The organism is Xanthomonas vesicatoria ATCC 35937 (assembly GCF_001908725.1).
In the GTDB taxonomy this organism is placed as follows: domain Bacteria; phylum Pseudomonadota; class Gammaproteobacteria; order Xanthomonadales; family Xanthomonadaceae; genus Xanthomonas; species Xanthomonas vesicatoria.
The window spans coordinates 4,175,524-4,198,693 of record NZ_CP018725.1 but is presented as its reverse complement, the minus strand read 5'-3'; the positions used below and the strand labels follow the sequence as shown (position 1 = coordinate 4,198,693).

General features: G+C 61.5%; 31 protein-coding genes and 2 tRNA genes. 15 read left to right on the top strand and 18 right to left on the bottom strand.

The window, feature by feature from the left end:
* Positions 1-286: 286 nt before the first annotated feature.
* From BJD12_RS18325 to BJD12_RS25120, 8 genes are read right to left on the bottom strand one after another with little or no spacing between them, the layout of a single operon-like run.
* Positions 287-1,696, bottom strand: a complete 1,410-nt coding sequence (locus BJD12_RS18325) for a virulence-associated E family protein (protein ID WP_005990174.1) — start codon at positions 1,694-1,696, stop codon at positions 287-289.
* Complete coding sequence (locus tag BJD12_RS18320; RefSeq protein ID WP_005990176.1) at positions 1,693-1,872, bottom strand: hypothetical protein; 180 nt, start codon at positions 1,870-1,872, stop codon at positions 1,693-1,695. The genes BJD12_RS18325 and BJD12_RS18320 overlap by 4 nt, the downstream gene beginning before the upstream one ends.
* Entirely contained in the window at positions 1,862-2,920 is a 1,059-nt protein-coding gene (locus tag BJD12_RS18315) for a DNA primase (RefSeq protein ID WP_005990178.1), read from the bottom strand. Before BJD12_RS18315 ends, BJD12_RS18320 begins: the two co-directional genes overlap by 11 nt.
* Positions 2,917-3,132 carry a hypothetical protein gene (locus BJD12_RS18310; protein WP_005990180.1) on the bottom strand — a complete coding sequence of 72 codons (216 nt, stop codon included), beginning with the start codon at positions 3,130-3,132 and terminating at the stop codon, positions 2,917-2,919. The genes BJD12_RS18315 and BJD12_RS18310 overlap by 4 nt, the downstream gene beginning before the upstream one ends.
* Positions 3,129-3,329, bottom strand: a complete 201-nt coding sequence (locus BJD12_RS18305; protein WP_005990182.1) for a hypothetical protein — start codon at positions 3,327-3,329, stop codon at positions 3,129-3,131. The genes BJD12_RS18310 and BJD12_RS18305 overlap by 4 nt, the downstream gene beginning before the upstream one ends.
* Position 3,330: 1 nt before the next feature.
* Positions 3,331-3,861 (bottom strand): hypothetical protein, encoded by a 531-nt coding sequence (locus BJD12_RS18300; RefSeq protein ID WP_005990183.1) that lies wholly within the window; start codon positions 3,859-3,861, stop codon positions 3,331-3,333.
* On the bottom strand, positions 3,858-4,433 hold the full coding sequence (locus BJD12_RS25015) for a hypothetical protein (protein WP_228861043.1): 576 nt from the start codon (positions 4,431-4,433) through the stop codon (positions 3,858-3,860). The genes BJD12_RS18300 and BJD12_RS25015 overlap by 4 nt, the downstream gene beginning before the upstream one ends.
* A complete protein-coding gene (locus BJD12_RS25120) occupies positions 4,423-4,557 on the bottom strand; it encodes a hypothetical protein (protein ID WP_267473993.1) in 135 nt (44 codons plus the stop codon). Before BJD12_RS25120 ends, BJD12_RS25015 begins: the two co-directional genes overlap by 11 nt.
* A gap of 127 nt (positions 4,558-4,684) precedes the next feature.
* Here BJD12_RS25120 and BJD12_RS18285 point away from each other — a divergent pair, with 127 nt between their 5' ends.
* Positions 4,685-4,924: a hypothetical protein gene (locus tag BJD12_RS18285; RefSeq protein WP_005990190.1), complete on the top strand. Its 240-nt coding sequence runs from the start codon at positions 4,685-4,687 to the stop codon at positions 4,922-4,924.
* 182 nt (positions 4,925-5,106) lie between these two features.
* Here BJD12_RS18285 and BJD12_RS25370 read toward each other — a convergent pair whose 3' ends face one another.
* Positions 5,107-5,319: a transcriptional regulator gene (locus BJD12_RS25370; protein WP_074059441.1), complete on the bottom strand. Its 213-nt coding sequence runs from the start codon at positions 5,317-5,319 to the stop codon at positions 5,107-5,109.
* A gap of 497 nt (positions 5,320-5,816) precedes the next feature.
* Here BJD12_RS25370 and BJD12_RS25010 point away from each other — a divergent pair, with 497 nt between their 5' ends.
* Positions 5,817-6,200 (top strand): hypothetical protein, encoded by a 384-nt coding sequence (locus tag BJD12_RS25010; RefSeq protein ID WP_228861044.1) that lies wholly within the window; start codon positions 5,817-5,819, stop codon positions 6,198-6,200.
* Positions 6,201-6,207: 7 nt separating this feature from the next.
* Positions 6,208-6,540 carry a hypothetical protein gene (locus tag BJD12_RS18270; protein ID WP_042827751.1) on the top strand — a complete coding sequence of 111 codons (333 nt, stop codon included), beginning with the start codon at positions 6,208-6,210 and terminating at the stop codon, positions 6,538-6,540.
* Between the two features lie 341 nt (positions 6,541-6,881).
* On the opposite strand, the gene xopE is transcribed toward BJD12_RS18270, so the two are convergent.
* Entirely contained in the window at positions 6,882-7,958 is a 1,077-nt protein-coding gene (gene xopE / locus BJD12_RS18265) for a XopE/AvrPphe family type III secretion system effector (protein ID WP_005990199.1), read from the bottom strand.
* A gap of 811 nt (positions 7,959-8,769) precedes the next feature.
* Between xopE and BJD12_RS18255 the strand changes: the two genes are divergently transcribed.
* The 6 genes from BJD12_RS18255 (at position 8,770) to BJD12_RS24660 (ending at position 10,496) form a co-directional block, all read left to right on the top strand.
* Positions 8,770-8,982, top strand: a complete 213-nt coding sequence (locus tag BJD12_RS18255; RefSeq protein ID WP_005998156.1) for a hypothetical protein — start codon at positions 8,770-8,772, stop codon at positions 8,980-8,982.
* Positions 8,979-9,251, top strand: a complete 273-nt coding sequence (locus BJD12_RS18250) for a hypothetical protein (protein WP_005998159.1) — start codon at positions 8,979-8,981, stop codon at positions 9,249-9,251. The genes BJD12_RS18255 and BJD12_RS18250 overlap by 4 nt, the downstream gene beginning before the upstream one ends.
* The gene (locus BJD12_RS18245) at positions 9,248-9,526 is read left to right on the top strand and encodes a hypothetical protein (RefSeq protein WP_005998161.1); all 279 of its coding nucleotides are present in this window, start codon (positions 9,248-9,250) and stop codon (positions 9,524-9,526) included. Before BJD12_RS18250 ends, BJD12_RS18245 begins: the two co-directional genes overlap by 4 nt.
* A 186-nt stretch (positions 9,527-9,712) precedes the next feature.
* Entirely contained in the window at positions 9,713-10,012 is a 300-nt protein-coding gene (locus tag BJD12_RS18235) for a hypothetical protein (protein ID WP_042828785.1), read from the top strand.
* An 11-nt stretch (positions 10,013-10,023) separates the two neighbouring features.
* A complete protein-coding gene (locus BJD12_RS18230) occupies positions 10,024-10,323 on the top strand; it encodes a hypothetical protein (protein WP_005998167.1) in 300 nt (99 codons plus the stop codon).
* Complete coding sequence (locus tag BJD12_RS24660; RefSeq protein WP_005998169.1) at positions 10,320-10,496, top strand: hypothetical protein; 177 nt, start codon at positions 10,320-10,322, stop codon at positions 10,494-10,496. The genes BJD12_RS18230 and BJD12_RS24660 overlap by 4 nt, the downstream gene beginning before the upstream one ends.
* 10 nt (positions 10,497-10,506) lie before the next feature.
* Here BJD12_RS24660 and BJD12_RS18225 read toward each other — a convergent pair whose 3' ends face one another.
* Positions 10,507-10,986, bottom strand: a complete 480-nt coding sequence (locus tag BJD12_RS18225) for a hypothetical protein (protein WP_005998171.1) — start codon at positions 10,984-10,986, stop codon at positions 10,507-10,509.
* Positions 10,987-11,390: 404 nt separating this feature from the next.
* Here BJD12_RS18225 and BJD12_RS18215 point away from each other — a divergent pair, with 404 nt between their 5' ends.
* Both BJD12_RS18215 and BJD12_RS18210 read left to right on the top strand, forming a co-directional pair.
* Positions 11,391-12,629, top strand: a complete 1,239-nt coding sequence (locus BJD12_RS18215) for a site-specific integrase (RefSeq protein ID WP_228861089.1) — start codon at positions 11,391-11,393, stop codon at positions 12,627-12,629.
* Positions 12,626-13,519, top strand: a complete 894-nt coding sequence (locus tag BJD12_RS18210) for a DNA adenine methylase (RefSeq protein ID WP_005998176.1) — start codon at positions 12,626-12,628, stop codon at positions 13,517-13,519. Before BJD12_RS18215 ends, BJD12_RS18210 begins: the two co-directional genes overlap by 4 nt.
* Here BJD12_RS18210 and BJD12_RS24345 read toward each other — a convergent pair.
* The 4 genes from BJD12_RS24345 to BJD12_RS18195 all read right to left on the bottom strand — a co-directional run bounded on the left by BJD12_RS24345 (position 13,494) and on the right by BJD12_RS18195 (position 15,974).
* Positions 13,494-14,504, bottom strand: a complete 1,011-nt coding sequence (locus BJD12_RS24345) for a hypothetical protein (protein WP_126936635.1) — start codon at positions 14,502-14,504, stop codon at positions 13,494-13,496. The two genes, BJD12_RS18210 and BJD12_RS24345, sit on opposite strands and share 26 nt — an antisense overlap.
* Complete coding sequence (locus BJD12_RS18205; RefSeq protein ID WP_005998178.1) at positions 14,501-15,631, bottom strand: ParB/Srx family N-terminal domain-containing protein; 1,131 nt, start codon at positions 15,629-15,631, stop codon at positions 14,501-14,503. Before BJD12_RS18205 ends, BJD12_RS24345 begins: the two co-directional genes overlap by 4 nt.
* A 147-nt stretch (positions 15,632-15,778) precedes the next feature.
* Positions 15,779-15,855, bottom strand: a tRNA-Arg gene (locus BJD12_RS18200).
* Between the two features lie 42 nt (positions 15,856-15,897).
* A tRNA-Pro gene (locus BJD12_RS18195) sits at positions 15,898-15,974 on the bottom strand.
* A 150-nt stretch (positions 15,975-16,124) separates the two neighbouring features.
* Here BJD12_RS18195 and BJD12_RS18190 point away from each other — a divergent pair.
* The gene (locus BJD12_RS18190; protein WP_005998179.1) at positions 16,125-16,886 is read left to right on the top strand and encodes a Bax inhibitor-1/YccA family protein; all 762 of its coding nucleotides are present in this window, start codon (positions 16,125-16,127) and stop codon (positions 16,884-16,886) included.
* Between the two features lie 138 nt (positions 16,887-17,024).
* Here BJD12_RS18190 and BJD12_RS18185 read toward each other — a convergent pair whose 3' ends face one another.
* The 3 genes from BJD12_RS18185 to grxC form a co-directional block, all read right to left on the bottom strand.
* On the bottom strand, positions 17,025-18,032 hold the full coding sequence (locus tag BJD12_RS18185; RefSeq protein WP_005998180.1) for an isocitrate dehydrogenase: 1,008 nt from the start codon (positions 18,030-18,032) through the stop codon (positions 17,025-17,027).
* Between the two features lie 312 nt (positions 18,033-18,344).
* On the bottom strand, positions 18,345-18,740 hold the full coding sequence (locus BJD12_RS18180) for a carboxymuconolactone decarboxylase family protein (RefSeq protein WP_005998182.1): 396 nt from the start codon (positions 18,738-18,740) through the stop codon (positions 18,345-18,347).
* Entirely contained in the window at positions 18,737-19,042 is a 306-nt protein-coding gene (grxC, locus tag BJD12_RS18175) for a glutaredoxin 3 (RefSeq protein WP_039423641.1), read from the bottom strand. Before grxC ends, BJD12_RS18180 begins: the two co-directional genes overlap by 4 nt.
* Before the next feature lie 149 nt (positions 19,043-19,191).
* On the opposite strand from grxC, the gene BJD12_RS18170 reads away from it, so the two are divergent.
* The 3 genes from BJD12_RS18170 (at position 19,192) to phoR (ending at position 23,105) form a co-directional block, all read left to right on the top strand.
* Complete coding sequence (locus BJD12_RS18170; RefSeq protein ID WP_042828789.1) at positions 19,192-20,838, top strand: M48 family metalloprotease; 1,647 nt, start codon at positions 19,192-19,194, stop codon at positions 20,836-20,838.
* A 172-nt stretch (positions 20,839-21,010) separates the two neighbouring features.
* Entirely contained in the window at positions 21,011-21,700 is a 690-nt protein-coding gene (gene phoB, locus BJD12_RS18165) for a phosphate regulon transcriptional regulator PhoB (protein ID WP_002806631.1), read from the top strand.
* Between the two features lie 76 nt (positions 21,701-21,776).
* Positions 21,777-23,105, top strand: coding sequence for a phosphate regulon sensor histidine kinase PhoR (phoR, locus tag BJD12_RS18160; protein WP_005998188.1), 1,329 nt, complete (start codon positions 21,777-21,779; stop codon positions 23,103-23,105).
* Positions 23,106-23,170: the final 65 nt, after the last annotated feature.

Sequence of the window (23,170 nt, the reverse complement as noted above, 5' to 3'; positions counted from 1 at the left end):
CTGCCCGCCCACGCGGCGATTCCCGTGGAACACGACGCTATCGCAGCGCGTCCACACTGTCCGCACCTCGGCGACAAGGTCTGGACGGTCGCAGCCCTTGGAATCATTGAGGTGTCCAGAATGTCCAGACTGTCCACACCTGTTGAGAGTTTTTGATTGATGGTGAAAAAGGGTCATGTACGTAGGCGCGCGCGAAAGGTGTGGACGGTGTGGACAGCCTTGCCGTAGTAGGCGGGAGGTCTGGACGCAGGTGTGGACAGGTGTGGACGTTGGCGGCGAGGTCTGGTCAGAAGTCAGGGGCATCGGTCGCGTCCTGGCTCGCCTGCTCTCGGCTGGCGCCGGCCAGCCACTCGTCCACCGTTAGCCCAGCACGAAACCATCGCGGCTCGCGTCCACCGTCCGGCCATCGCCGTCGGTGGTTCTCCCAGCCCAATGTCTTGAGGATCGCGGCCACGCGCATCTGCTCGGGCTTGCCGTGCTTGCCCGGGTCCAGCCCGATGGCATGCATGAGGATCTCGTCGGTGCTCGCCCAGTCCACCTTGGCAGCGCTGAACTTGAGGCGCGCGGGGTAGCGGTCTTCGGCCATGCGGCCATCTAGCCATTTCTCCACACGCCCCTCCCAGCTGTCGCCCACGTAACGCGCCGCCTGCTCTGCGGCTGCTTCTGCTGGTAGCTGCCACCATTCGAAGCCGGCATCGAACATGTGCACCGCCTCGGCCCAAAGTTGCTCGCGCTGTGCACCGATCGCATCGATCAGCACCTCACCGTCGGTGCGCACGGGCAGAAAGCGCCGGCCACCAGTGGGGTCGCGCAGATATTGGTGCTCGTTGGTAGTGCCGGCGAACACGCACTCGCGCCGATAGGAGCGCGGCACGCGCTCGTAGGGCGCTCTGAACTTGTCCACGCGTCGGGTGATTGCGGTCTTGACGCTGGTGACGTCGGCCTTGGAGAAGCTGTCCATCTCGCCGATCTCCACGCCCCACGCACCCTGGATGACCTGGTAGAAGTCCTTGCCGCTGGGCGACTCGCTCGTTTCCACAAACCACTGGCTGCCGAAGATCGCGCGCAGCGCGCTGGACTTGCGCTTGCCCTGCTCGCCTTCGAGTACCAGCATGAAGTCCACCTGCGCGCCCACCGATGGCTGCTTGGCGTCGAACCACAGCACGCGCGCAACAGCGCTCACCATGAAACATTGCGCTGCGCGTCGGCTGTAGGTGGAGTCCGCAGCGCCAAACAGATCCACCAGCATCCGCTCCACCCGCGCCTCGCCATCCCACTGCAGGCCGGTAAGGAATTCGCGGATGGGGTGGCGCCGGTAGCGCCGGGCCACGGCGATCACCGACTTGAGCACCAGCTCGTCGCTGCACTTCATGGCGTAGCGGTCTGGATGCTGCAGCCACGCCGCAAGCTCATACGCATCGGAGTCGATGAACTCCTCGCGGCTACCACCGCGCCACGGCGGGTCGCGCTCCAGCTTCACCTGGTTGCTCGAATCGTTGAGCCACCAAAGCCCAGCCAGGCGCTCGTCGTGCTCCATGATCAGGATCAGGTTGTGCAGCGTTCCCTCGACGTTGCGGTCGCGGTTGTATGTCAGCTGCGCTTTCCATGCGTCCGGGTTGTGATCCCCGCCGCCCGGTGGCGCAGTACCTAGCCCACCGTCTACGACGGTGAGCGTCTTACGCTTGGTCAAAGTCATCCCCGCTCGCCCTCTTCGCAGCGTTGCGCCTGCTGTAGGCAGTAGTCGTGCCGGCGCTGGCAGCGCGCCGGTGTCTCGAATGGATTGCGTAATGCGGCCTCCGCCGAAGCGCGCCAATCGGCGGCGGTCGGCTGGCGATCGCGCCAGATGTCCTGCTGCGTGGTGTCACTGCGCATGGCCTGGCACCACGGTGACTTCGATCACTCGCCCGGCTGCCCAAGCTGACAGCTGCCGTGGAGTCCAGCCATCGCGCTCGAGCGCGTCGGCAATGTCCCAGCCATCCGGCATGCCGTCGGTGTCGATCAGCCGCACGCTTTGCGCGCCTGCGCGCATGGCCAGCTGCGCCAAGCCCGGGATGTAATGGCCGGCATCGTTCCGCCAGCCCAGCATCGCTTTGCGCCCGGCCGCATCAGCGTCCGGCCATAACACCACGTTGCGTCCGGCCAATGGCCGCCAGTCCGTCTTGGGCACGGCATTGCTGCCACCCGGCCACGAGGCGACGGCATAGCGTTCCCACGCGCCAGCGCCAGCCGCGCGGCATTTTTCGCCTTCAACCAGCAGGACGTCGGCCTGCGGTTTGGCAGCAAGCGCGTCCAGGCCATAGATCGGGCGCGGCGCCGGGAAGTGCTGGATGCACCACTGCCGCTTGCCATCCGGTCCGACGCACCACGTCACTTGTGGTGTCCACTTCTTCACCTTGCGCGTCTGCCGGTCGGTGAACTCGGCGCGCAGCACATAGCCCAACAGCCGGCCCTCGCCATCGCGGTAAGCGTCGGCACGCGTCACACGCATGCGTCGCAACCGGCCCCGCTTCGGATTCCAGATCGGCACCGTCCAGCCATTGCCAGCGAGCAGGTCCGGCGCATCATCCGGCACCGGCATCAGCGGCACCCAGGTCACATCGAGCGGCGCTTCGATATCCACGCGCACGCCATCGCGCGCCTGGCGGAAGTCTTGCGCGCCCAGTTGCACGCATGCCTCGTGGAAATCACAGCCAGTGATCGCCATCAGGAAGCCAATCACGTCAAAATGCGCGCCACAGCCGAAGCAGTGCACGAACCCCTTGGACGGGATCACGGTGAACGACGGCGACGACTCGTTGTGAAACGGGCAAAGGCCCGCGTGTTCCTTGCCTGTGCGGCGCAGCTGCACATAGCGCTCCACCACGGCCACCAAATCCACCGCAGCCTTGAGCTGCTCGACGTCGATCTTGTTGTGCGTCATCGGCTCCCTCCCCCTTTCAACTGCTCGCGCCGGGCCTGCGCCCGGTACTGCACCCGCAGGTAATCGGCGATGCGTGCACGACACCCGGTACCGCCCGTGCAGATGGCCGTGTGCTGGCAGTGCTCTGGCAGCACATCGATTGCGGCTTTCCACTGCTGGCGCGGTGCTTTGGCGATATCCAGCGCCTTGGTGATGCAGCGGCTCACGCTCATCGCTGCACATCCAGCGGCAACGCGGCTTGCGGGTTTTCTCGCGCTTCGTCTTGCACTCGGTAGCGCTCACGCTGCGCAAGTGCCTCGTCACCAGCGATACCAGGCGCATCGCCATACAGCAGCTGCAACGCTTCAGCCACGTAGCGCTGCGCGGTGGCGCTCAGCGTGCGGGTGCGTGGGGCGCGGTCGATGGTCATCTCAACCACGCTTCCGGCCTTTGGCGGCCGCGCGGCGCACGTTGCGCTCCAGGCGGTGGCACATGGTGCGGATCGCCTGCAGCTCGTCCACCATCAGGTCGGCTTCCTGCAGCGACAGGTGTGCATCGTCCAATGCTTCGAGCGCCACGCCGGACAGGCGCCCTGCGTGCTTGGCCACGTGCAGCAGCTTGGCCTGCATTGCCGCCACCTCGTCCGGCCAGCCGTTGTCGGGGGCCGGCGGTACAAAGTCCATCGCCAGATCGAACTGCGCCCCCAGCGATTGAATCCAGCACGTCGCCTGCGCCTGCCCGGCGCTCAGCTCCTGCATCCACTCGGTGAGCATCTCCGCCATCTCCATCGACAGCGACTCACCCTCTAGGCCGCGCAGCTTCTTGCGCAGCGATTCCGCCGCGATGGTTTTGCCGCGGCGCTCTGTCAGGTAAGCAGCAGCCGCACGCACATTGCCAGGCATCTGCGACACCGCGTTGTACAGCGCGTCGCGCCAGTAGATGTCTGAGCGTTGGCACGTCATTGCGCGCCACCCTGAAATGCGGTGCAGTTCATCGTGGTAGCAGCCTGGCCGGCCGACGCACCATGTGCGTCATGCACACCACCACCCCACTCCTGCGGTTCACTGCCTTGCGGCGCTACGACGTGCGCACCGGCGTCGGCGATGTCGTCGCTGTCTTCTTTGTTGCCGAGCAGACCGGAGCAGAACGCGGCCAAGCCGGCAACGGTCAAAGCAATCGCGACACCGTTGCGAAGCATTTCCGGAATGGCTGAGCTCGCCGGCGCCCGCGCGCCCTGCTCCCATCGCCGACGCACCACATCGAACGCTGGAGGAGCAGCTTCGGGTGGCAAAGGACGTTTCGCAGGTTCTCCAAGCGAGTACGTCCGAAGCTCCACCCCAGCAACTTGGCCTGTCAACGCGTCAACCGCCACCGACGGCACATCAATCGAAGCGCGCTTCATGCGAGCAATATTGGTGGCCGCTGTTCTGACGACGGCACGTTCCAATTGGCTGCGGCGCGCATGCTCGGAAGCACTAGGCCTGCTGAGCCAATCGCGAATCCACAGCCGCGGATTCCAGCGATCAGACACCATCAGCAACCTCCAAGAAATTGAGCGGCCAACCCACGCGACGCCGGCGCTCGGTCAGCGCTGCCCACTCGTCGGCGGTCAGCGACAGGTCGGCGGTGTCGCCGTTGTTGTGGAGAGGAAGCCCCACCAGGGACGCAATCTCGCCCGCGTCCAGGCCATCGCTGAGAGGCGTGACGTATCTGCCGTCCTGCGGGCAACCTGCGGCGCTGTACGATCGGCCGTCAGACCCAATCTCACCTCCAGAGGCCACAGGCATGCCCAACAAATTCTCCGAGAAGGAAGTCAGCGACCAGCGGCTCGACGCGATCGAATTGGTGCTGGAAGTCGTGCTGCCCATGCTCATCAGCAACGCTCCGAATCAACGCCAGATCCGACGGCGATTGTTGGAACTGGCCGATGCACCACCCGCCCACATGTCGGACAACACGGCGCTGCCTCTGCTGGTGGATGCGATCGAGTCAGCTTGCCCCGACAACGACGCATCGCCTCTTTGACGAACGCCAGGCCCGTAGGGCCAAGGGCATGCGCCAACCGAATCTGTTCGTTTCGGTTTGCAATGCCTGCCCTGACCTTGGATTCAAGGCGTTGGAGGTACTGGGAGTTGGTCACTTTCGCGACTCCTCATTGAAGGCAAGTTCGACATAGACAAGATCATTCGGCTGCGGACGACCGGGGCTCATGCAACCTGCCGCTGCGGGCCGAAGACATCGGGGCGCAAGGCGTGGCGCGATACACCAGTGCATATTTCAATGACAAGAACGTGGTGAGCGGCTACCGGCCGGCGTGCGGTGGCCCACTGCGACACCATTGCCGGATGGACCTTGAGCGCATTCGCCAGGGCGCGTTGTCCACCGGCTGCTCGGATCGCTATTTGTATTGGGGTTTCCATGATTTGAGCATAGCAACGCTATCTACGACTGTAAATAGCACTGCTGATGGTGGCAGCCAGGACCTATCAATAGCATTGCTACATGCCTAGACCCGCAAACCCCAAGACCCCCGAAGGCCAGGCCATCACGGACGCGATACAGCGGTCTGAGCAGTCACAGGCCCGGCTTGCTGACGCACTTGATGTAAGCGCGGGATTCATCTCTCAATTTGCCAGCGGCCACCGGCCGGTGCCATGGGACAAGGCGGAGCCACTTGCTGCCCTGATTGGGCTACGCCCCGACCTGATCAGCTCGGAGTATCGACGGCTACAGAATCACTTCTCGCGATCTCATCCGCAGCGACTCGATGCGGAAATAATCATCGCGGCGGTTGCGTATGCGAAGCGAGTGGCAGGCCTTATGGCTGATGACTCATTCGCTATCGAAGATCGGCCACAAGAGATGGCGGATGCGATCAACGCAACCTTGGAGATGAAGAAAGTGATGGAGGGAAGTAGTGAGTTTGAAGGAAGAGATGGAGCGGTTAGCCGAGTCAGTAGCCCTGCGCGCGCAGCGCAAGTTGGGAAAGAAAGCGAGCCTGCGCCTCGTAGGGCGAGAAAATCTGCATAGGGAGGTCGTTGGTGCCCCCCTACCCGCGCCGAGATCGCAGATGGATGAAATCACTCGCGAGGGCCACTATCGGATGATCCGTCACTATCGGCACTTCTGGGGGCGCGCCATGCAAATTCTGATAGATCAGGCATGTAGGGACGTCGCTGGTTTTGAGCAATTAGGTGACGACGAGCTGCGCCAGCTTATGCGTGACATGGACAGAGGCATCGAGTGCATCCGGGAAGACGTCAAGTTCGAAGATGCCGGATTGCTTCGATCAATACTTTAAGGAAAGCATGAAAAAAATCACTTGTATGGCTTTGCTCCTCCTAGGCGGATGTGCAACTAGCCCCAAGGGCTTGGAGAAGCCGGAGCTCGCCTCCTCTTTCTTCGTAGACATCCCTTACCAGCTCGCATTGAAGCGCATCGTTGAAGCGGACGGAGAGTGCAGACGCGGCCCGCTGGTCCCAGTGGGACAGATGATCAATGATGTGCAGAACTACCCTGACCTTCGCGAGGCAAAAATCGTGCAGGGCGCGTCTGGCGTAGGAACGCAGCTCTACACGGGGCTCAGCCGACATACGGGTAAAAATGACTCGCAGAATCCGATTTCTTTTCTGAAGACATGAGGTTACCGGATAAAATGGCGCTTCCATCGGCGCATCCACTACCTCGTCCCTTTCGAGGTTCGGCACGCTGCAACTGTCTTGCGGCGAGTGTGCGAGACCGTTCGGTCACCGGATGGGTAATAAACGGATGCCGCCGCCCCATGTAGCGGCGGTCATCAGGGTCGGCAGGGATTAACGACGCCCTACCGACCCTCATGCCGGGCTACTGCTGCACGTGCGCCACGTGACAGGCCCGGCCTGTAGCACCGCGCATCGCCTGGTCGTGCTTGGGCGCGTAGCGCGCCCAAGCACGCTCCGGTTGCGTCATGGACGTGTCGACGCTCATCCGGTTTAATCCATCGTCACCAACTCAAGGGTGGGCGATCCAAGGCGTCCAGGTGCTCTGCATCTTCAAGGATCGCAGCAGTTGTGCGCGGCGAGATTGGCTGTGCGTGATCCAGCCCGTAGGCCTGCCGCGCAGCATCGGCGGCTAGAGCCTCACGCGTCCGCGGTGAGTGCTCTTGCAGCCTTTGACGCGTGTTTTGGGCCAGATCGGGGTTGATGACCGGCATTGAGGAAAAGATATCGCCAGGTGCGGGGTTGGCTAGAAAGGCTCTCTCCAGATCACGCGCATTTGCATAGAGCTCAGTTTGCGGGTCCTCGATCCCAGCTCTGAATGCGTTTGTCCTGGCAAGCGCGTCGATTGCATCAGGCTTGTCGAAGCGTTCAATTACATTGGTGGATGTTCCGTACGTTTCGGCCCAGTGCGAATCCCTTAGTAGAACGGCCGGACCGTCGCCCCACGAGTCGAGGACTACAGTGGATTCTTCCGCCTCTGCCGAGCTTGGGGGCTGGTACAACGCATAGAGGTGGGTCTGCTCATAGTCGCGTACGGTCATCATCTGCCCGCCATCCTCCATGCGGACCGCATGTCGACGTGCGTTAATCGCTGCATTGTGATCACAGTTGCCTGCCCCTGCAGCCAGCGCACTGCCTGCCAGTAAATTTTCGTCATTTTCACCGAGACAGTAAGACAGGGAGCTGTAAGTGGCGCTCCGTCCGTTGCTGAGCCGCAGATCGCTATCGACATTGCCTCGTCCACGATGCAAGGCGAGTCGTGTCTCGTGCACCGTCTCTGTAGCGTTGGCAAGGCGTTGACGATCGCTCGCGTCTTCGATGGGTCTGCCGTTGAGCCGCATACCAAGCTGGTAGGCCGCCTGCTGAACTTCGTGCGGCTGTAGGGTCGGCTGCCGGAAGCGACCCCGCCTCGTTCCCGAAGAGCCGAGTGCCACCAAGCCATGCAGGCTGGGTGAGATGGGCGCCTCGGGGGATGAAGGCGTAGAGAGCGTGGTCTGCTCTGTGGTGTGGGTTGAATAATGCTCAGGTGAACCCGCTACGGGTGAACCCACCACGCTCGGCTTTGAAGTGCATAGCCCCATCTTGATCTCCTGCAGTGACTGTAGAGGCAAGTTTGGCGGTAAGCACTCCGCTTCGCTTCGCCTCACCGAAACCCTGGCTGGGATGGCGAAGCATGACGCGGGGGATGATCGACCCTCATGACCGCCGCTACATAGGGCGGCGGCATCCGTCTATTACCCACCCGGTGACCGACCGGTCTCGCACACTCGCCGCAAGACAGTTGCAGCGTGCCGAACCTCGAAAGGGACGAGGTAGTGGATGCGCCGATGGAAGCGCCATTTTATCCGGTAACCTCATGTCTTAAAAAAAGCAATCGGATTCTGCGGTCATTTTACCCGTATGTCGGCTAAACCCCTACACCGTTATCGCCATCAAGGAAGTTGAGCCTGGGCGGACACAGGTCACCCTGTATGCCAAGGCCACTCGCGAGCGCCAGGCTGCCCGTCTGAAGAGTTGGGCCGAGGGTGGAAGCGGGTGCAAGTTCTAGTACTTTGCCGGATACACAGTCGTAGATAGCCTTGCTATTGATTGTTTTAGATAGCTTCGCTATTGTTCTCCTGCCGCGGGGTCGCGGCAGGAGAATGCGATGCATATCAACCCCACCGCACTAGACGCGCAGGCAGACGGCGGCGCTGCCAATAAGGATTTATTCGCTACTGCGCGCAGATGCCTTCAGGCCTGCGCAGCGGCTGATCACTTACATGCCAAGGCCTTGAAGCGCCGCGGCATGTCGAAGGGTCCTAGGCGCTACCCAAAACGTAGCGATCGCATTGAGCTCATCGGCTTGCGGGCCGAAGCGACTAGTCGCGACTTCGTACGGGAGTTGCGTGCATGAGCAAGTGCACCGGCACACTGACGACCGACGATTACGTCGCGGCGATCATGTGGGCAGAAGACGCTATCCGAGAGGACGAGCACGTTCTCCAGACGCTGGGCCAAGCTGCCTCGGCGAGCTTCACCACGTACCTGCAAAAGAAGATCGCTTGCCGCAAGGAACAGCTGCAGCGCTTCCGCGATGCCTTGGCCGAAGCGAGCCACGCATGAGCGAGATCCCATGCGCCAACTTCCGGCTGGGCCGCGGACAGGGCACGTTGCTGCGCCTGCGTATTAAGCCGGCCGCCGTCAGCGCTGCTCTCTATGGCACCGACCGGAGTAGCGAGCTCGCGGTAACGGTGTGCCGCCATGCCGATGTGCATCGTGTCGATGGCGCGCTGCAGCTCGGGCAAACGGCATACACCGCCGGCGACGACGCCCTGCAGGCCATGTGCGAATGGCTGGCTGCACACGGCGTGCCTGTGCGGGTGTCGCCATGAGCACGCGCCCAGTGGAAGCGCTCTTCCCCACCGGCCATGCAGGCCAAACGCTCGCGCTCATGATCTGCACAGATTGGATCTGGGCCGGCCTGTACGACGGCAAGGTCACGCCATCGCTGGATGGCTGCGCGGTGGCGCCGCGCCTGCGCGCGCGCACCACCACGCGCCATCTGTGCATCGGCCGCGACACGTATGCGCTGGCCCCGCGCGTGCTGCAAAGGGCAACGCGCTGGCTGCGGCAGCACGGCGTGCACGTACAGGAGGCCCGCGCATGAGTCGCCGTTACCAACGCGTCGTCGCCGCCGGCTGGGCGGCCGTGGCCGTCATGGCTGTGGTCTGCATCCCGCTGCGGCTGGCAGAGCTGCACGCCGCGCACCGCAGTGCTAGCACCCACCGCACGTATGCCGACGAACAAGGGCCCGCCCTCCCCCACGTTCGGCTAGCGCGGGCGCAGGACTGACATGCGCCAGGAAGCCACGCCACTCCCGACCAGCATTCCCGCGTGCCAGCCGGGCCACCGCCCGCAGCTGGTCACAACGCATGGCGCACCACACCGCTACCGCATCGGCGGGCCGGCGCCGACCACGTTCCACATCGAGTGCTGCCGCTGCAGCCAGGCCACCACGCCGAGCACCAGCCGCGCACTCACCGAAGGCCGCTGGACCGAACCCACCGGCCAGCACCGCATTCCGCTGTCCCACCTGAGCCGCGCCCGCGAACAGCTGTTCGCGCACCTGGCCACCGCGGCATACGCCGCCTGATCGAGGTCACCATGCATCTACAACCCAAAGCACAGGCCGCGCTCAAGGCGGCATACAGCGCACAGGGCCGCACCCTGCGCCGCACCCGCGGCGGCTTCGCGGCCATGCCCGCACAAGTGCAAACCAGCGGCCCCGTGCAGATCCAAGCATTCACCCGCCGCTGCATCAACTGGCTCGACCAAGCTGGCTTGGTGCAGTTCGACGACCCGCAGTTCCCCAACACCATCACCCTCAACCAGCGCGGCATCGCACACGCCGAGCAGTTGCTCCGCGAAGAACCCGCTGCGCGTGGCAAGGCAGGTGCGCAATGAGCGCCTTCGCCCTCTCCACCGTCCGCCACAAAGACCGCGAGCGCGCCGACCTGGCCGCGCACCTCAAAGCATTCGCTAAGCGCGGCGGCAAGGTGCAGAAGCTGGGTGCTACGCCGGTGCGTAAGAGCCTGTCGCGGCGCGAGGCAAACGATGCGCGAGTGATCAAGGTCTAGTTGTATGCGGTCAATATTTCACTATCAAGCCGGACCGATTGAACTTGCTGTCAGAGCCAACGCAGGACTCAGGAAAAGGTCGGTCTCTACGAGCATCTTTGATCACGTCCATCGTGATGAAGAACGTGAAGGATGCCGCCAACACAAGAGCCGAAAAGACGCTAACGCCCTTAGCCCTCGCACGCCACTCGGAGGGAACGTTGTGCATATATGGCTTCACAAAGATCAAGACAGCACAAGTAACTGCCAGGGCGCCGCCGATCGCGCAACCAGCTACTCCCACAACCTTCGCACGGTCTGCAATCCCAGACGCTGCTACTGCCGACCCACCAATGCCGAACGACACCCCAAGAGCCATGCATTTCATCAGCTCCACGAACCGTTTGAGCGATTGGTCAAAAGCATCTGCGTCAGCATCCTTCAGCTGCTGTACGTGTTGCTCAGCAGGAATATCCTCGTTGTGGCAACTGCAAGTACAAGTGTCCGACATAAGCGTTCCATCGAGATAGCAGGCGCGCAATGGTAGGACAAGCAGCCACAGCAAACATTGGCACTGGCAGCATTACCTTTCTGCCGCTTAAAGAAATCGCAATCAGGTCCGCAACATGATTGGAACCGTATTGCAGTTTGAGGATATGCAGTCCCTGTGCCGACCGGGCGAGCGCCCGCGTCTATCGACCGTCGAGCAATGGGCACGTCGCTGCGGCATTCGCTATCACTACGATGGCAAGGGAGGCATCTGGACCACGACTGATGCCCTGAACGCCGCAATCGGGCTTACGCCAAACGCGCCAAACGCTGACTGTTACAGCGCTAGCGATCTGCTCTGAGAACCATTGCTCGAACCGACTCGCCATACGAGTCCGGCATACTCATTTTTCGGTGTCAATCAGCATGGCTACACGCGGCCGCCCAAGGAAAGAACCAGCAAACCTTCCAGGTCATATCGACTACAGCAAGGTACCCAAAGGCGTCTACTGGGATAACAGTGGCAGAGGGCGCTGGTACGTACTGAATCCGCACCCGGAAGGGCGAGGCTACAAAGCAAAGACCGTTGCACAAGCGACCGCGCGCCTCTCCGATCTGCATGTGATCGCAGAACAACGCAGCGGAGTGGCTGTACGAGGAACGATCTCATATGTGATTGATCTGTTCGAAGGCAGCCTGACATTTGCTCAGTTGGCGAGCACAACCCAGCAGCACTATCGGGACTATGCCAAAGCGATCAGGCTGTACCCCTTGAAGAACGGAACAATGCTGGGCGACGCTGTCGTGGATCGCCTTACCCCAGGCGTCATTCGTCGGCTGGTGGACGTGATCGCCCACGGGAGACCAGCCGAAAAACCTGGGCAGAAGGATGTGCCTGGGTACCCCACCAAGGCAAATCACTGGCTGCGCTATCTACGCCGAGTCTTCGGCTGGGCACGTGAACACGACCATGTCCAGACCAACCCGGCCAGCGGCGTGAAGCAGGTAAAGGAAAGGCGTGCCCACCGAATGCCGAAGCCGGAGGTGTTCAGAGCGGTGCAAGCCTATGCCCGAGAATGCAGTACCCGGGGTCCAAGAGAAAAGGGTGCAGTACCTCTCTATCTTTGGGCTGCCATGGAGCTCGCATATCAAGCAAGGCTCAGGGGCATCGAGGTTCTCACCCTCACCGACGCTCATGATGTTGGGCAAGAACTGATGACTAACAGACGCAAAGGAAGTCGCGACAATCTTGTCCGAAAAGGCGGGCCCCTCACTGAAGCAATTCAGGCCTTGCAAACCTATCGCTTCAACGTCTGGCAGCGTCAGAAACGGCCTGTGCCACTAGATGCGTCGGAGCGCTATCTGTTCGTCGGCGAAGACGGTGGCCCACTCACCAGGTCAGGCTTCAACACCTCGTGGCAACGTCTCATGAAAAACGCGCTACGAGACGGGGTGCTAGTTGAGGCAGATCGCTTTGCACTGCACGGGCTGAAGCACCGCGGCGTCACGGATACAGACGGCGACAAGAAGCTGGCCAGCGGGCACAAGACGGACGCGATGCTCCACGTGTATGACCACTCACTGCCTGTCGTTTCCTCCACAAGTGGGAGCATCCACCCCGTGGCGGCTTATACTGCTAACCGCATCATGGAACCCGACAAATGACCCAATCGCATGGCTTCTACACCCCTCTTCGCTACCCAGGAGGCAAGGGAAAGCTGGCCGACTACGTTGAGAAGGTCCTGGAGCTGAACGGTCTCTTCGGTGGAACCTATGTCGAGCCATATGCTGGCGGTGCCGCTGTGGCTATGGAATTGCTGATTCGTGGACTTGTCAAGCGGATACATATCAATGACCTCAATCCAGCGGTGCATGCCTTTTGGTCGGCAGTTCTGACAGATGCTGAACGGCTAATTCGCCGAATTCAAAAATGCAACGTGGATATGGACACCTGGCAATGGGCCAGAACTGTCCAGCAAGAGGCTTCGCCAGATACATTAGATTTAGCTTTTTCGACATTCTTCCTAAATCGAACTAACCGTTCAGGAATTTTGCTGGGTGGAGTCATTGGCGGCAAAGAACAGACTGGTCCTTGGAAGATTGATGCCCGCTTCAACGTTGAAGATTTGATCTGGCGGATCGAAAGAATCGCAGAGAGAAGCGAGGGCATCCGCCTGCATAACGAGGATGCTCAGACTCTCGTGAAGAGGCTTGCGCCGAAAATTGCAAAGAAAAATCTGATTTATTTTGACCCACCTTATTTCACCAAGGGCCAGGGGCTTTATATGCATCACTACAACCCGTCAGATCACGCTGATGTAGCAAAAACAGTCGGCAATCTTCCCAAAAACTGCAATTGGATGGTTTCATACGACGACCATCCCGTAATCAGAGGCCTGTACTCCGGATACGAAGAACTCACTTACACTCTCAATTATACAGCCCAGGAAAGAGGGCGCGGCACAGAGGTTATATTTTACTCACCAGGCCTGGTCGTCCCAGCTCCAGTGAAACCTATGCGCGTCATGCCTATGAATAATCTTGCGTTCGTCTGAGCACTTTAATAAATGCCTTCTCACGCGCTATTAATCGGGGCAATTCATTAGAGCGGTGACAAAAGATTGAACCCGAGCGTTCTAACAACAAACCGCGCGCGGCATATGCAGGAAGAATCTCTCGATAAAATATTGATCCGTACATCGCTGAGAAATATCGAACCTGCTCTCTGTAGGTAGCTCCGAAGAGAGGGACGATAGAAAATGGAATAAACATTGCTGGTTGAGGGGGAATTATCCATGGACTCGCCAGCCAATTCTTCTGCAGTGCATCTATATATGGCGAAATAGGCTTATCGCGCCAATTTGCGCCACTTGCCACCTGCCCAAATAGATTTAATTTTCCACTAGACTTATCTATTCTTTCTTTCCATGCGATAACGTCAATCCCTGCATCTTTTTCGCGACCGGCTGAACCAGCGGGGGCATTGCTATGCGGGACAATCTCACCATCAGCCATGAGCGTGACGAATACATCATGCAGAGCAACTTGGAAGTCGCTTCCGTCAACTCGCGGCCATCCAAACACATACGATGAACCATCAATCGACCCGGCTGCGGCCCAGCCTGAGCATGCCTGAAAGGCATCTCTCATCCATGGCGTGATGGGAATTGGATCTATGAAGACGGAAGTATCTCTGGCGACTGATAAAAGGAGACAGAGCAAGTAAACTGCCTCACCATCAGCAATTTCTGCATCACCTTTAAACCTAAGAGCAGTGTCATCATCGGAGAATTCGAATGGATACGACTCTCCAAGTAGCTCGATGCGTCGTTGAATAATCATGACTCTAGCGTTGAGCCACTCGTCAAACTGTTCAAAACCGCCACCCGGGTCTTGATCCTCTGATTCGCGATTTGCTTCCCAAGCCCTTTCTATATCGGTAAACGAAAGCCGATCCTTAGGACCCAAGATCGCCTTCATTTCCATCCAGTCCGCGGCCGTGTGCGTGTCGGCGTCAAATGGAACAGCTTGCAGCCTCATTCTTGACCCTGCTTACCTTTCATGGCTGCACTTACAAGTAACGTAAGGCCTTTTGCTTGCGTGTGAATTTCCTTTGCTATTTCAGCTAGTGCTTCCGGTAACGTTTCGGCGCGAGCAGCCAACTGGGTAGCCTCTCTCAAACGCAGATTAATTGTCACCAAAAGCTCGTTGAGCATTGTTTCCGGAGGCCTAAATTCCTGCCGAGCCTCTTGCAAACTTGCGCCACCACGCAGCACGTGCAGAGCAATATTGTTCCTCAGCGCCTCACCGAGATGCGCAAGATCAGGGTTTTGCGATTTGATTAGCGACGGTTTTTTTTGCGACTTGCTACCGTACAAATAAAGCAGAACCTCTGAAAGCTCCTCCGACTTTTCAACAGGAATAGGATCAACCTCAAGCTTCTGAGCCCACCCCTTCCTGAGGCCAAGATGATCCATATACTCTGCTCGGGACAGGGCAGTGTACAAATGCGAGAACGCGAAACGCCCCTTGTTAGCTCTATCCGATATCTCGAAGCCGATTCTCTTTCCCTGCTCGAGCACCAACATGCCGGCAATCATGTTACGAATGGTGTTGTTATCGTCCCCAAGCCTATCCGCTATTTCATTAATGGTGAGCCCGGTCTCGCGCTCATCAAGCCACCAACTGGTAACGTACTTCGCTTTTGCAAAAGATTCCCAGCGATGCGGGCCATTGATGTGCTTGAAGCCAATGAATGCCCTTGCGTCAGAGGGGTTATGTACCCGATAGACAGGAACCGTCTGGATTGAATCAAGAACTGATAGTGGTACCGGCCTTGGTACTGAGACACCTAATTCGTCAGCCAAAGCAGTATTTTTGAGCAATCTAATGCACGCAAGCCGCCGGTTGCCTTCCAGTACCGTATAAGGCCCGCCGTCAGGGCCATGGATCACTAGTGGCTCAATCCGCTTGAAACCGTTATGCGTGATGGAAGATATCAACTCATCCAAAGCTGCCAAGTTGCGCAGCCACTGAATGATCTCCTTTTCACTGGTCGGCTCATTGCCGTCTACGCCGTCCTCCAGACGTGGATTTTGGATATCGAAGACCAAGCCCTCAGGCGCAATGTCTTCAATTTGCTCGAACACAACATTCTTGGAGGGCATAACTCACAGCCGGACGGATTCACGGCTATTGTTACGCGAGCAGCCACCAGATGAACAGCCCCAATGACACAAGGCCGCTCCACATCTAAAAATTCAGGAGATTTTTAGGGAAAACGGACAGAGGCAAAGCTAAGTCATTGATCCATATGGCGCGCCCGACAGGACTCGAACCTGTAACCGCCGGCTTAGAAGGCCGGTGCTCTATCCGGTTGAGCTACGGGCGCCCGGACCGAACTTCGCATTCCCACGCCGTCAAGAGCTCGGAATGGTCGGGGTAGAGGGATTCGAACCCCCGACATCCTGCTCCCAAAGCAGGCGCGCTACCAGACTGCGCTATACCCCGGCGGGACCTTTCCGTCCCGAAGGCTGGAAAGGTCGGCTATTTTGGGAACGATTGGACGCGCTGTCAATCATTCTGTGTAAATCGGGCGATCCGGTATCCTCACTGCAACGCTCACCTGCAAGACGAGCATCACTTTCATGGAGAACACGCATGCGTAGCGGTAACCCGGCTCTTCGGGAATCCACGTTCCTCGACCTCGGCTCCGGCTCGGTGGTCACCCGCGACGGTCAGGCGATGACCCTCAACGGCACCGTCAACAAGACCGGCCTGCTGTTGCTGATGGCCGTCGCCACCGCCGCTTTCGCTTGGTCGCAATCGATCGGCGCCGACGGCGCGCCGTTGCCGGCGGCACGCCTGTACATGATTGCCGGTGCGATCGGCGGGCTGGTGTTTGCACTGGCGACCAGTTTCAAGCCGACCTGGGCGCCGGTGACCGCACCGTTGTACGCGCTGGTGGAAGGCTTTTTCTTGGGCTCGATCTCGGCCGTGTACGAAGCACGTTTCAACGGCATCGTGTTCCAGGCGGTACTTCTGACCTTCGGCACCATGTTTGCGCTGTTGTTCGCCTATCGCAGCGGCATGATCAAGGCCACCGAGAACTTCAAGCTCGGCGTGGTCGCGGCCACCGGCGGAATCGCGCTGGTGTATCTGGCCACCATCGTGCTGGGCTTCTTCGGTGTGCGCATTCCCTTCATCCACGACTCGGGCCTGATCGGCATCGGCTTCAGCCTGTTCGTGGTGGTGGTGGCAGCGTTGAATCTGGTGCTGGACTTCGACTTCATCGAAAGCGGCGTCGAGCAGGGCGCGCCCAAGCACATGGAGTGGTACGGCGCATTCGGCCTGATGGTGACGCTGGTGTGGCTGTACATCGAGTTCCTGCGCTTGCTGTCGAAGCTGCAGTCGCGAAATTGAGCGGGGAATCGGGATTGGGGAATCGCAACGGCGGCTCCCTTCGCTTGAACGCGTAACACTGGCTTCAAGCAACCCGCTGCCAACAAAAGAAAAGGGCGCCTAGGCGCCCTTTTCTTTTTGTGCGATCAACCAGTGCGCTCAGAGGCGGCTGGCGATAGCCTTGGCAAAGCCCATGGTGTTGCCGGTGCCGCCCAGGTCGGGGGTCAGCGAGTCCTTGGCTTCCAGGGTGGCGACGATCGCTTCGCGCAGGCGCTCGGCGTTCTGCGGCTGGCCGATGTGGTCCAGCATCTGCGCGGCACCCAGCAACAGCGCGCACGGGTTGGCCTTGCCCTGCCCCGCGATGTCCGGCGCCGAGCCGTGCACGGCTTCGAAGATCGCCGCGTCGACACCGATGTTGGCGCCCGGGGCCAGGCCCAGGCCGCCGACCAGACCGGCACACAGGTCGGAAATGATGTCGCCGAACAGGTTGGTGGTCACGATGATGTCGAACTGCTCAGGACGCATCACCAGCTGCATGCAGGTGTTGTCGACGATCATTTCCTGGAATTCGATTTCCGGGTACTGCGTGGCGACATCGCGGGCGACTTTCAGGAACAGGCCCGAGGTCGACTTGATGATGTTGGCCTTGTGCACCGCGGTGACCTTCTTGCGGCCGGTGGCGCGCGCCAGGTCGAAGGCATAGCGCACGATGCGCTCTGAGCCCTTGCGGGTGACGCGGGCGCCGGAGAACGCAGTCTCGCCGTCCTCGGACACGGTCTGGCCTTCGCTCAGGTAAGCACCTTCGGTGTTTTCGCGCACCGTGATCAGGTCAACGCCATCGGCGAAGCGCGACTTGGTATTGGGGAACGACTTGGCCGGACGCACGTTGGCGTACAGGTCGAACTTCCGACGCATGGCCACGTTGATCGAACTGAAGCCCTCGCCGACCGGCGTGGTCAGCGGGCTCTTCAGCGCCACCTTGTTCTTGGTGATCGACGCCAGGGTGGACTCGGGCAGCAGATCGCCGTGCTTTTCCAGCGCGACCAGGCCGGCGTCGGCGTACTCGTAGGTCAGGCCAGCTTGCAGCGCGTCGAGCACGAACAGCGTGGCATCCATGATCTCCGGGCCAATACCGTCGCCGCGGATGACCGTGATTGTCTGCGTCATAACGTTGGGTTTCCGAACTTGAAGGGGGGAGCGCCAGCCGTCAAACCCGGCAGATCGGCGCAAGGAGGTTTCACAGGCAATTATGCCCGATGCCGGTGACCGCGCCCAAACCGACCATCGTCTAAGGGTCTGGGCAACAGCCGTAGCGGCCGCAGCGCGCGTGGCCCGGACTGACGCCGAACCGGGTTTACTCCCGGCCCCCGCAGGCTCACGGCAGCGCGAACAAGATCGCGTGCGCCCGATGACCGCCCTGCTCCCAGACACAGCGCGCCGCCTCGCCGGGCGACGCACCGGTACCGCAGCGGTGGCGGATTAGCCGTGGCTGTGTTCGGCCGGCGCAGGCGCGCCGCCTTCGAGCTGGTCGAGGAAGTCCACCGCGCGGCGCAGATGCGGGATCACGATGGAGCCGCCAACCACCAGGCCGACCGAAAAAGTCTCGAAAAACTCGTCGCGAGTGACGCCGGCGTCCTTGCATTGCGCCACGTGGTAGCTGATGCAGTCGTCGCAGCGCAGCACCATCGACGCAACAAGGCCGAGCAGCTCCTTGGTCTTCACGTCCAGCGCGCCGGCCTGGTAGGTCTGGGTGTCCAGCGCGAAGAAACGCCGTACGACCTGATTGGGCTCGGCCAGAATGCGTTGGTTCATGCGCTGGCGGAAGTCGGTGAACTCGCGCAGGCGATCGGCGCTGCCGTCGTCGGAACCACTCATGCCTGACCGCCTGCGGCGGCGAACAGCGGTTCGAGTTTGCCGGCGCGGTGCATGGCCATCATGTCGTCATAGCCACCCACATGGACGTCGCCGACAAAGATCTGCGGCACGCTGGTGCGGCGCGCCAGGGCGACCATCTTGTCGCGCTCGGCCGGGTCGAGGTCGATCCGCACCTCGGTCCAGGTCTGGCCCTTGCTCTTGAGGAAGTTCTTGGCCGCCACGCAATACGGACAGATGGCGGTGGAATACAGGGTGATCTGCGGGCCGGTGGCCGCGTCCTGCCCGGTGTGGTCTTGGCTCACAGGAAACTCCATGGTGTGTCTGAGGTCTGACACATGGTAGCGGGCGACTGGAATTTCCATGTCGTCACCGCAACACTGTGGATTAATTGCCGATTCACGCCGCTGCGCTGCGCTGCCCGCATGCTCCGCGCATCACCTGGGAGTTCCACTTGCGCCTGCTTCCGCTCGCCACTGCCCTTACCCTGGCCCTCGCCATGGGCGTGGCACCTGCGCAGGAAAGCCGCCTGCCCGATATTGGCTCGTCGGCCGGCGAGCTGCTGACTCCCGCCCGTCAGGCCGAGTACGGCAAGATGATGCTGGCCGAGTTGCGCAACTACGACTACGTGCTGGACGACCCGCTGATCGGCGACTGGCTGCAGACCATGGGCACCCGGCTTGGCGCCAACAGCGACCAGCCGCAGCAACCGTTTACCTTTTTCATGCTGCGCGACCGCCAGATCAATGCGTTCGCCACCCTAGGCGGCTATATCGCGGTCAATGCCGGGCTGGTGCTGACCGCCGAGCGCGAGGATGAAGTGGCGGCGGTGCTGTCGCACGAAATCGCCCACGTCACCCAGCAGCATGTGTTGCGCGGGGTGGAACGGGCGCAGCGCGACCAGATCCCGATCCTGCTCGGCATGCTGGCGGCAGTGGTGGCGGCGCAACAGGCCGGCGGCAACTCCAAGGGCGATGCCACCATGGCTACCATCACCAGCGCGATGGGGCTGATGCAGCAGCGCCAGATCGACTACACCCGCTCCAACGAATCGGAGGCCGACCGGCTAGGCATCCGCACGCTGGTGCGCAGCGGCTATGACGTGGACGCGATGGCCGGCTTCTTCGAACGCATGTCGGTGGCGATGCGCGCCAACGAGGGCGGCTACAGCGCACCGGACTTCCTGCAGACCCACCCGGTGACCACCACCCGCATCAGCGAGGCCAAGGCGCGCGCCGAGCAGATGAAGAAGAACACTGTGGTATTGACCACCTCGGTGCCGGGCGGAACGCGCCAAGAGCGCGTGGACCCGGCCGACCCCTCGTTGTCGGAGCCGTTGAGCCGCAACGGCAACGCGCTGCTGCCGTATGCGCTGCGGCTGCCGGTGGACGCGTTGAGCCGTGGCGGTGACCAACAGGGGTTCGACTGGGCCAAGGAGCGCCTGCGCGTGCTCAGTGCGAGCACGCCCGATGCGGCCATTCGCGAATACGAAAATCTGCGCCGCAGCGCCAAGCAGGGCCTGACCGATGCGCAGCGTTATGGGCTGGCGCTGGCGCAACTGCGCAACAGCGGGAGCCGGCCAAGCGAGCCGGTGGCCGAGCTGGTAGGCTTGCTGGAAGCGCATCCGGACAACCTGTGGCTGGCACTGGGCCTGAGCGAGGCGCAGGCGCGCGTGGGCCAGCGCGAAGCAGCCAATGCGCGCTTCGATGCGTTGCTGAAGCGGCTGCCGAACAACCGTGCGGTGGCACTGACCTACGCCGGCGCGCTGAACGAACAGGCCAGCAAGGAATCCGGTCAGCGCGCGCGCCAGGTGCTCGAACCCCTGCTCTACCGCAGCAGCGAGGACCCGCTGCTGCAGCAGACCTACGCCCGCGCTTGCGAGCTGGCTGGGGACCATCTGCGTGCCAGCGAGGCCTATGCCGAGTCGGCGTCTTTGAACGGGCGCCCCGAGCAGGCCCTGATCCAGTTGGAGGCGCTGAAAAAGAAGGATCTGGACTATGTGACACGTGCGCGGGTGGATGCGCGCATTGCCGCAATCACCCCGACGGTACTGGAACTGCGCCGCCAAGGTATCCGCGACCCCGATCTGTCTACGCAATAACGGCCGCTGCCAATGCGCACGCAACGGCATGTGTGCTGGATCAGGCGCTTGTCGCGGCTGAGTCCGCTCCGCAAAAGCGTCGTTTGGCGCGAGGCAATACCCGCCATGTCACATTAGAGTCACAAAACCGTAGTCTACTGGCGATCAACCAAAGCCAGACGGTAAGCCCCGCGTGCAGAAACGCATTCTGATCGTCGATGACGAACCCGCGATCCGCGACATGGTGGCGTTCGCGCTGCGCAAAGGCGAGTTCGAGCCCATCCATGCTGGCGACGCGCGCGAGGCACAGACCGCCATCGCTGACCGCGTGCCCGACCTGATTCTGCTGGACTGGATGCTGCCGGGCACCAGCGGGCTGGATCTGGCGCGGCGCTGGCGCAAGGAACAGCTGACCCGGGAGATCCCGATCATCATGCTGACCGCGCGCGGCGAAGAGAACGACCGTGTCGGCGGGCTAGAAGCCGGCGTGGACGACTACGTGGTCAAGCCGTTCTCGGCGCGCGAGTTGCTGGCGCGCATCCGTGCGGTGATGCGCCGCACCCGCGAGGACGACGAAGACGGCAGCGTAGCGGTGGGCCGCCTGCGCATCGATGGCGCAGCGCACCGCGTATTTGCCGGCGATGCGCCGGTGCCGATCGGCCCGACCGAGTACCGGCTGCTGCATTTCTTCATGACCCACCCTGAGCGCGTGTACACGCGCACCCAGCTGCTGGATCATGTCTGGGGCGGCAGCGTGTATGTGGAAGAGCGCACCATCGATGTGCACATTCGCCGGCTGCGCAAGACGCTGGAACCGTTCGGCCTGGAAAACATGGTGCAGACCGTACGCGGCTCGGGCTATCGTTTTTCGTCGGCAACCTGAGTACGTGCCGCACGGCAACCCGGCCGCTGACCGGCTGGGCCGCCTGCCTACCTGACGCTTCGTGGTAACCCCTTCCATGCCTCAACATATTCGTTCCGCCTGGCTCAAGACGCTCGGCACCCTTGCGCTTTTGCTGGGCGCTGCCGTCGTGGTGGGCATGCTGATCGAGCATGTGTGGATGGCATTGACGCTCACCGCGCTGGGCGTGCTGAGCTGGCACTACTGGCGGCTGCGTCAGGTGCTGCGCCGCCTTACCGCACGTCAGCGTGCCGAGCCTGCCACCGGCGTCGGTGCCTGGAACGAGCTGGACCGCCTGCTGTACCGCAGCCAGGCAGAAATGCGAGGGCGCAAGCGCCGTTTGATCGACATGCTGCGCACCTACCGCGCCGCGGCGCAGGCGCTGCCGGACGCGGTGGTGGTGGTGGACCGCAACAGCCAGCGCGTGCAGTGGTTCAACAAGGCCGCCGGCGGTTTGCTCGGCCTGCACCATCCTGGCGACATGGGCGTGTCGGTGGTGGAACGCCTACAGCCATTGCCGCTTGCGCACTGGCTGGCGGCCGGCCGCAATGCCGAGCCGATGCTGGATGCGGCCTCGCCGGTGGACCCGGACCTGCGCCTGAATCTGCGCCTGATCCCCTACTCCGACGACTACTGGCTGCTGGTGGCGCGCGATGTCAGCAAGCTGCTGCGCCTGGAGCAGGTACGCCGCGACTTCGTGGCCAATGTGTCGCACGAACTGCGCACGCCATTGACGGTGGTGCACGGCTACCTGGACATGCTCGACCCGGAAGACTTCCCGGACTCTGGCCCGATGCTGGCCGAGATGCGCAAGCAGTCGCAGCGCATGGCGCAGCTGGTGGAAGACCTGCTGACCCTGTCGCGGCTGGAATCGCAAGAAGAGCTCGGCGAAGAACATGTGGCGATGGCACCGATGCTGTCGACCTTGCGCCGCGAGGCCGAGGCGCACAGCCAGGGCCGGCACACGGTGGAAGTGATCGACGATGCCGGCGTGGATCTGCTTGGTTCCAACAAGGAATTGCATAGCGCGTTTTCTAACCTTGTGACCAATGCGGTGCGCTATACGCCTGGCGGCGGCACGGTGACGATCCGCTTCATGCGCGAAGGCGATGGTGCGGCGCTGGCGGTGCGCGATACCGGCTATGGCATTCCCGCCTCGCATTTGCCGCGCATCACCGAGCGGTTTTACCGCGTCTCCAGCAGCCGTTCGCGCGAAAGCGGCGGCACGGGGCTGGGGCTGTCGATCGTCAAGCACATCCTGGGCCTGCACCAGGCACGGCTGGACATTGAAAGCGAGGTGGGACGCGGCAGCGAATTCTCCTGTCATTTTGTGGCCGCACGCGTCGTGCAGCGCGAGCAGTCCCTGCCACTGTCACGCTCGGCGTGATATGTAGGGAGTGCGCGTCGACGCGCGGCGCGATGCACCTGCGCAAAGCCCGTTGCACGCGCTGC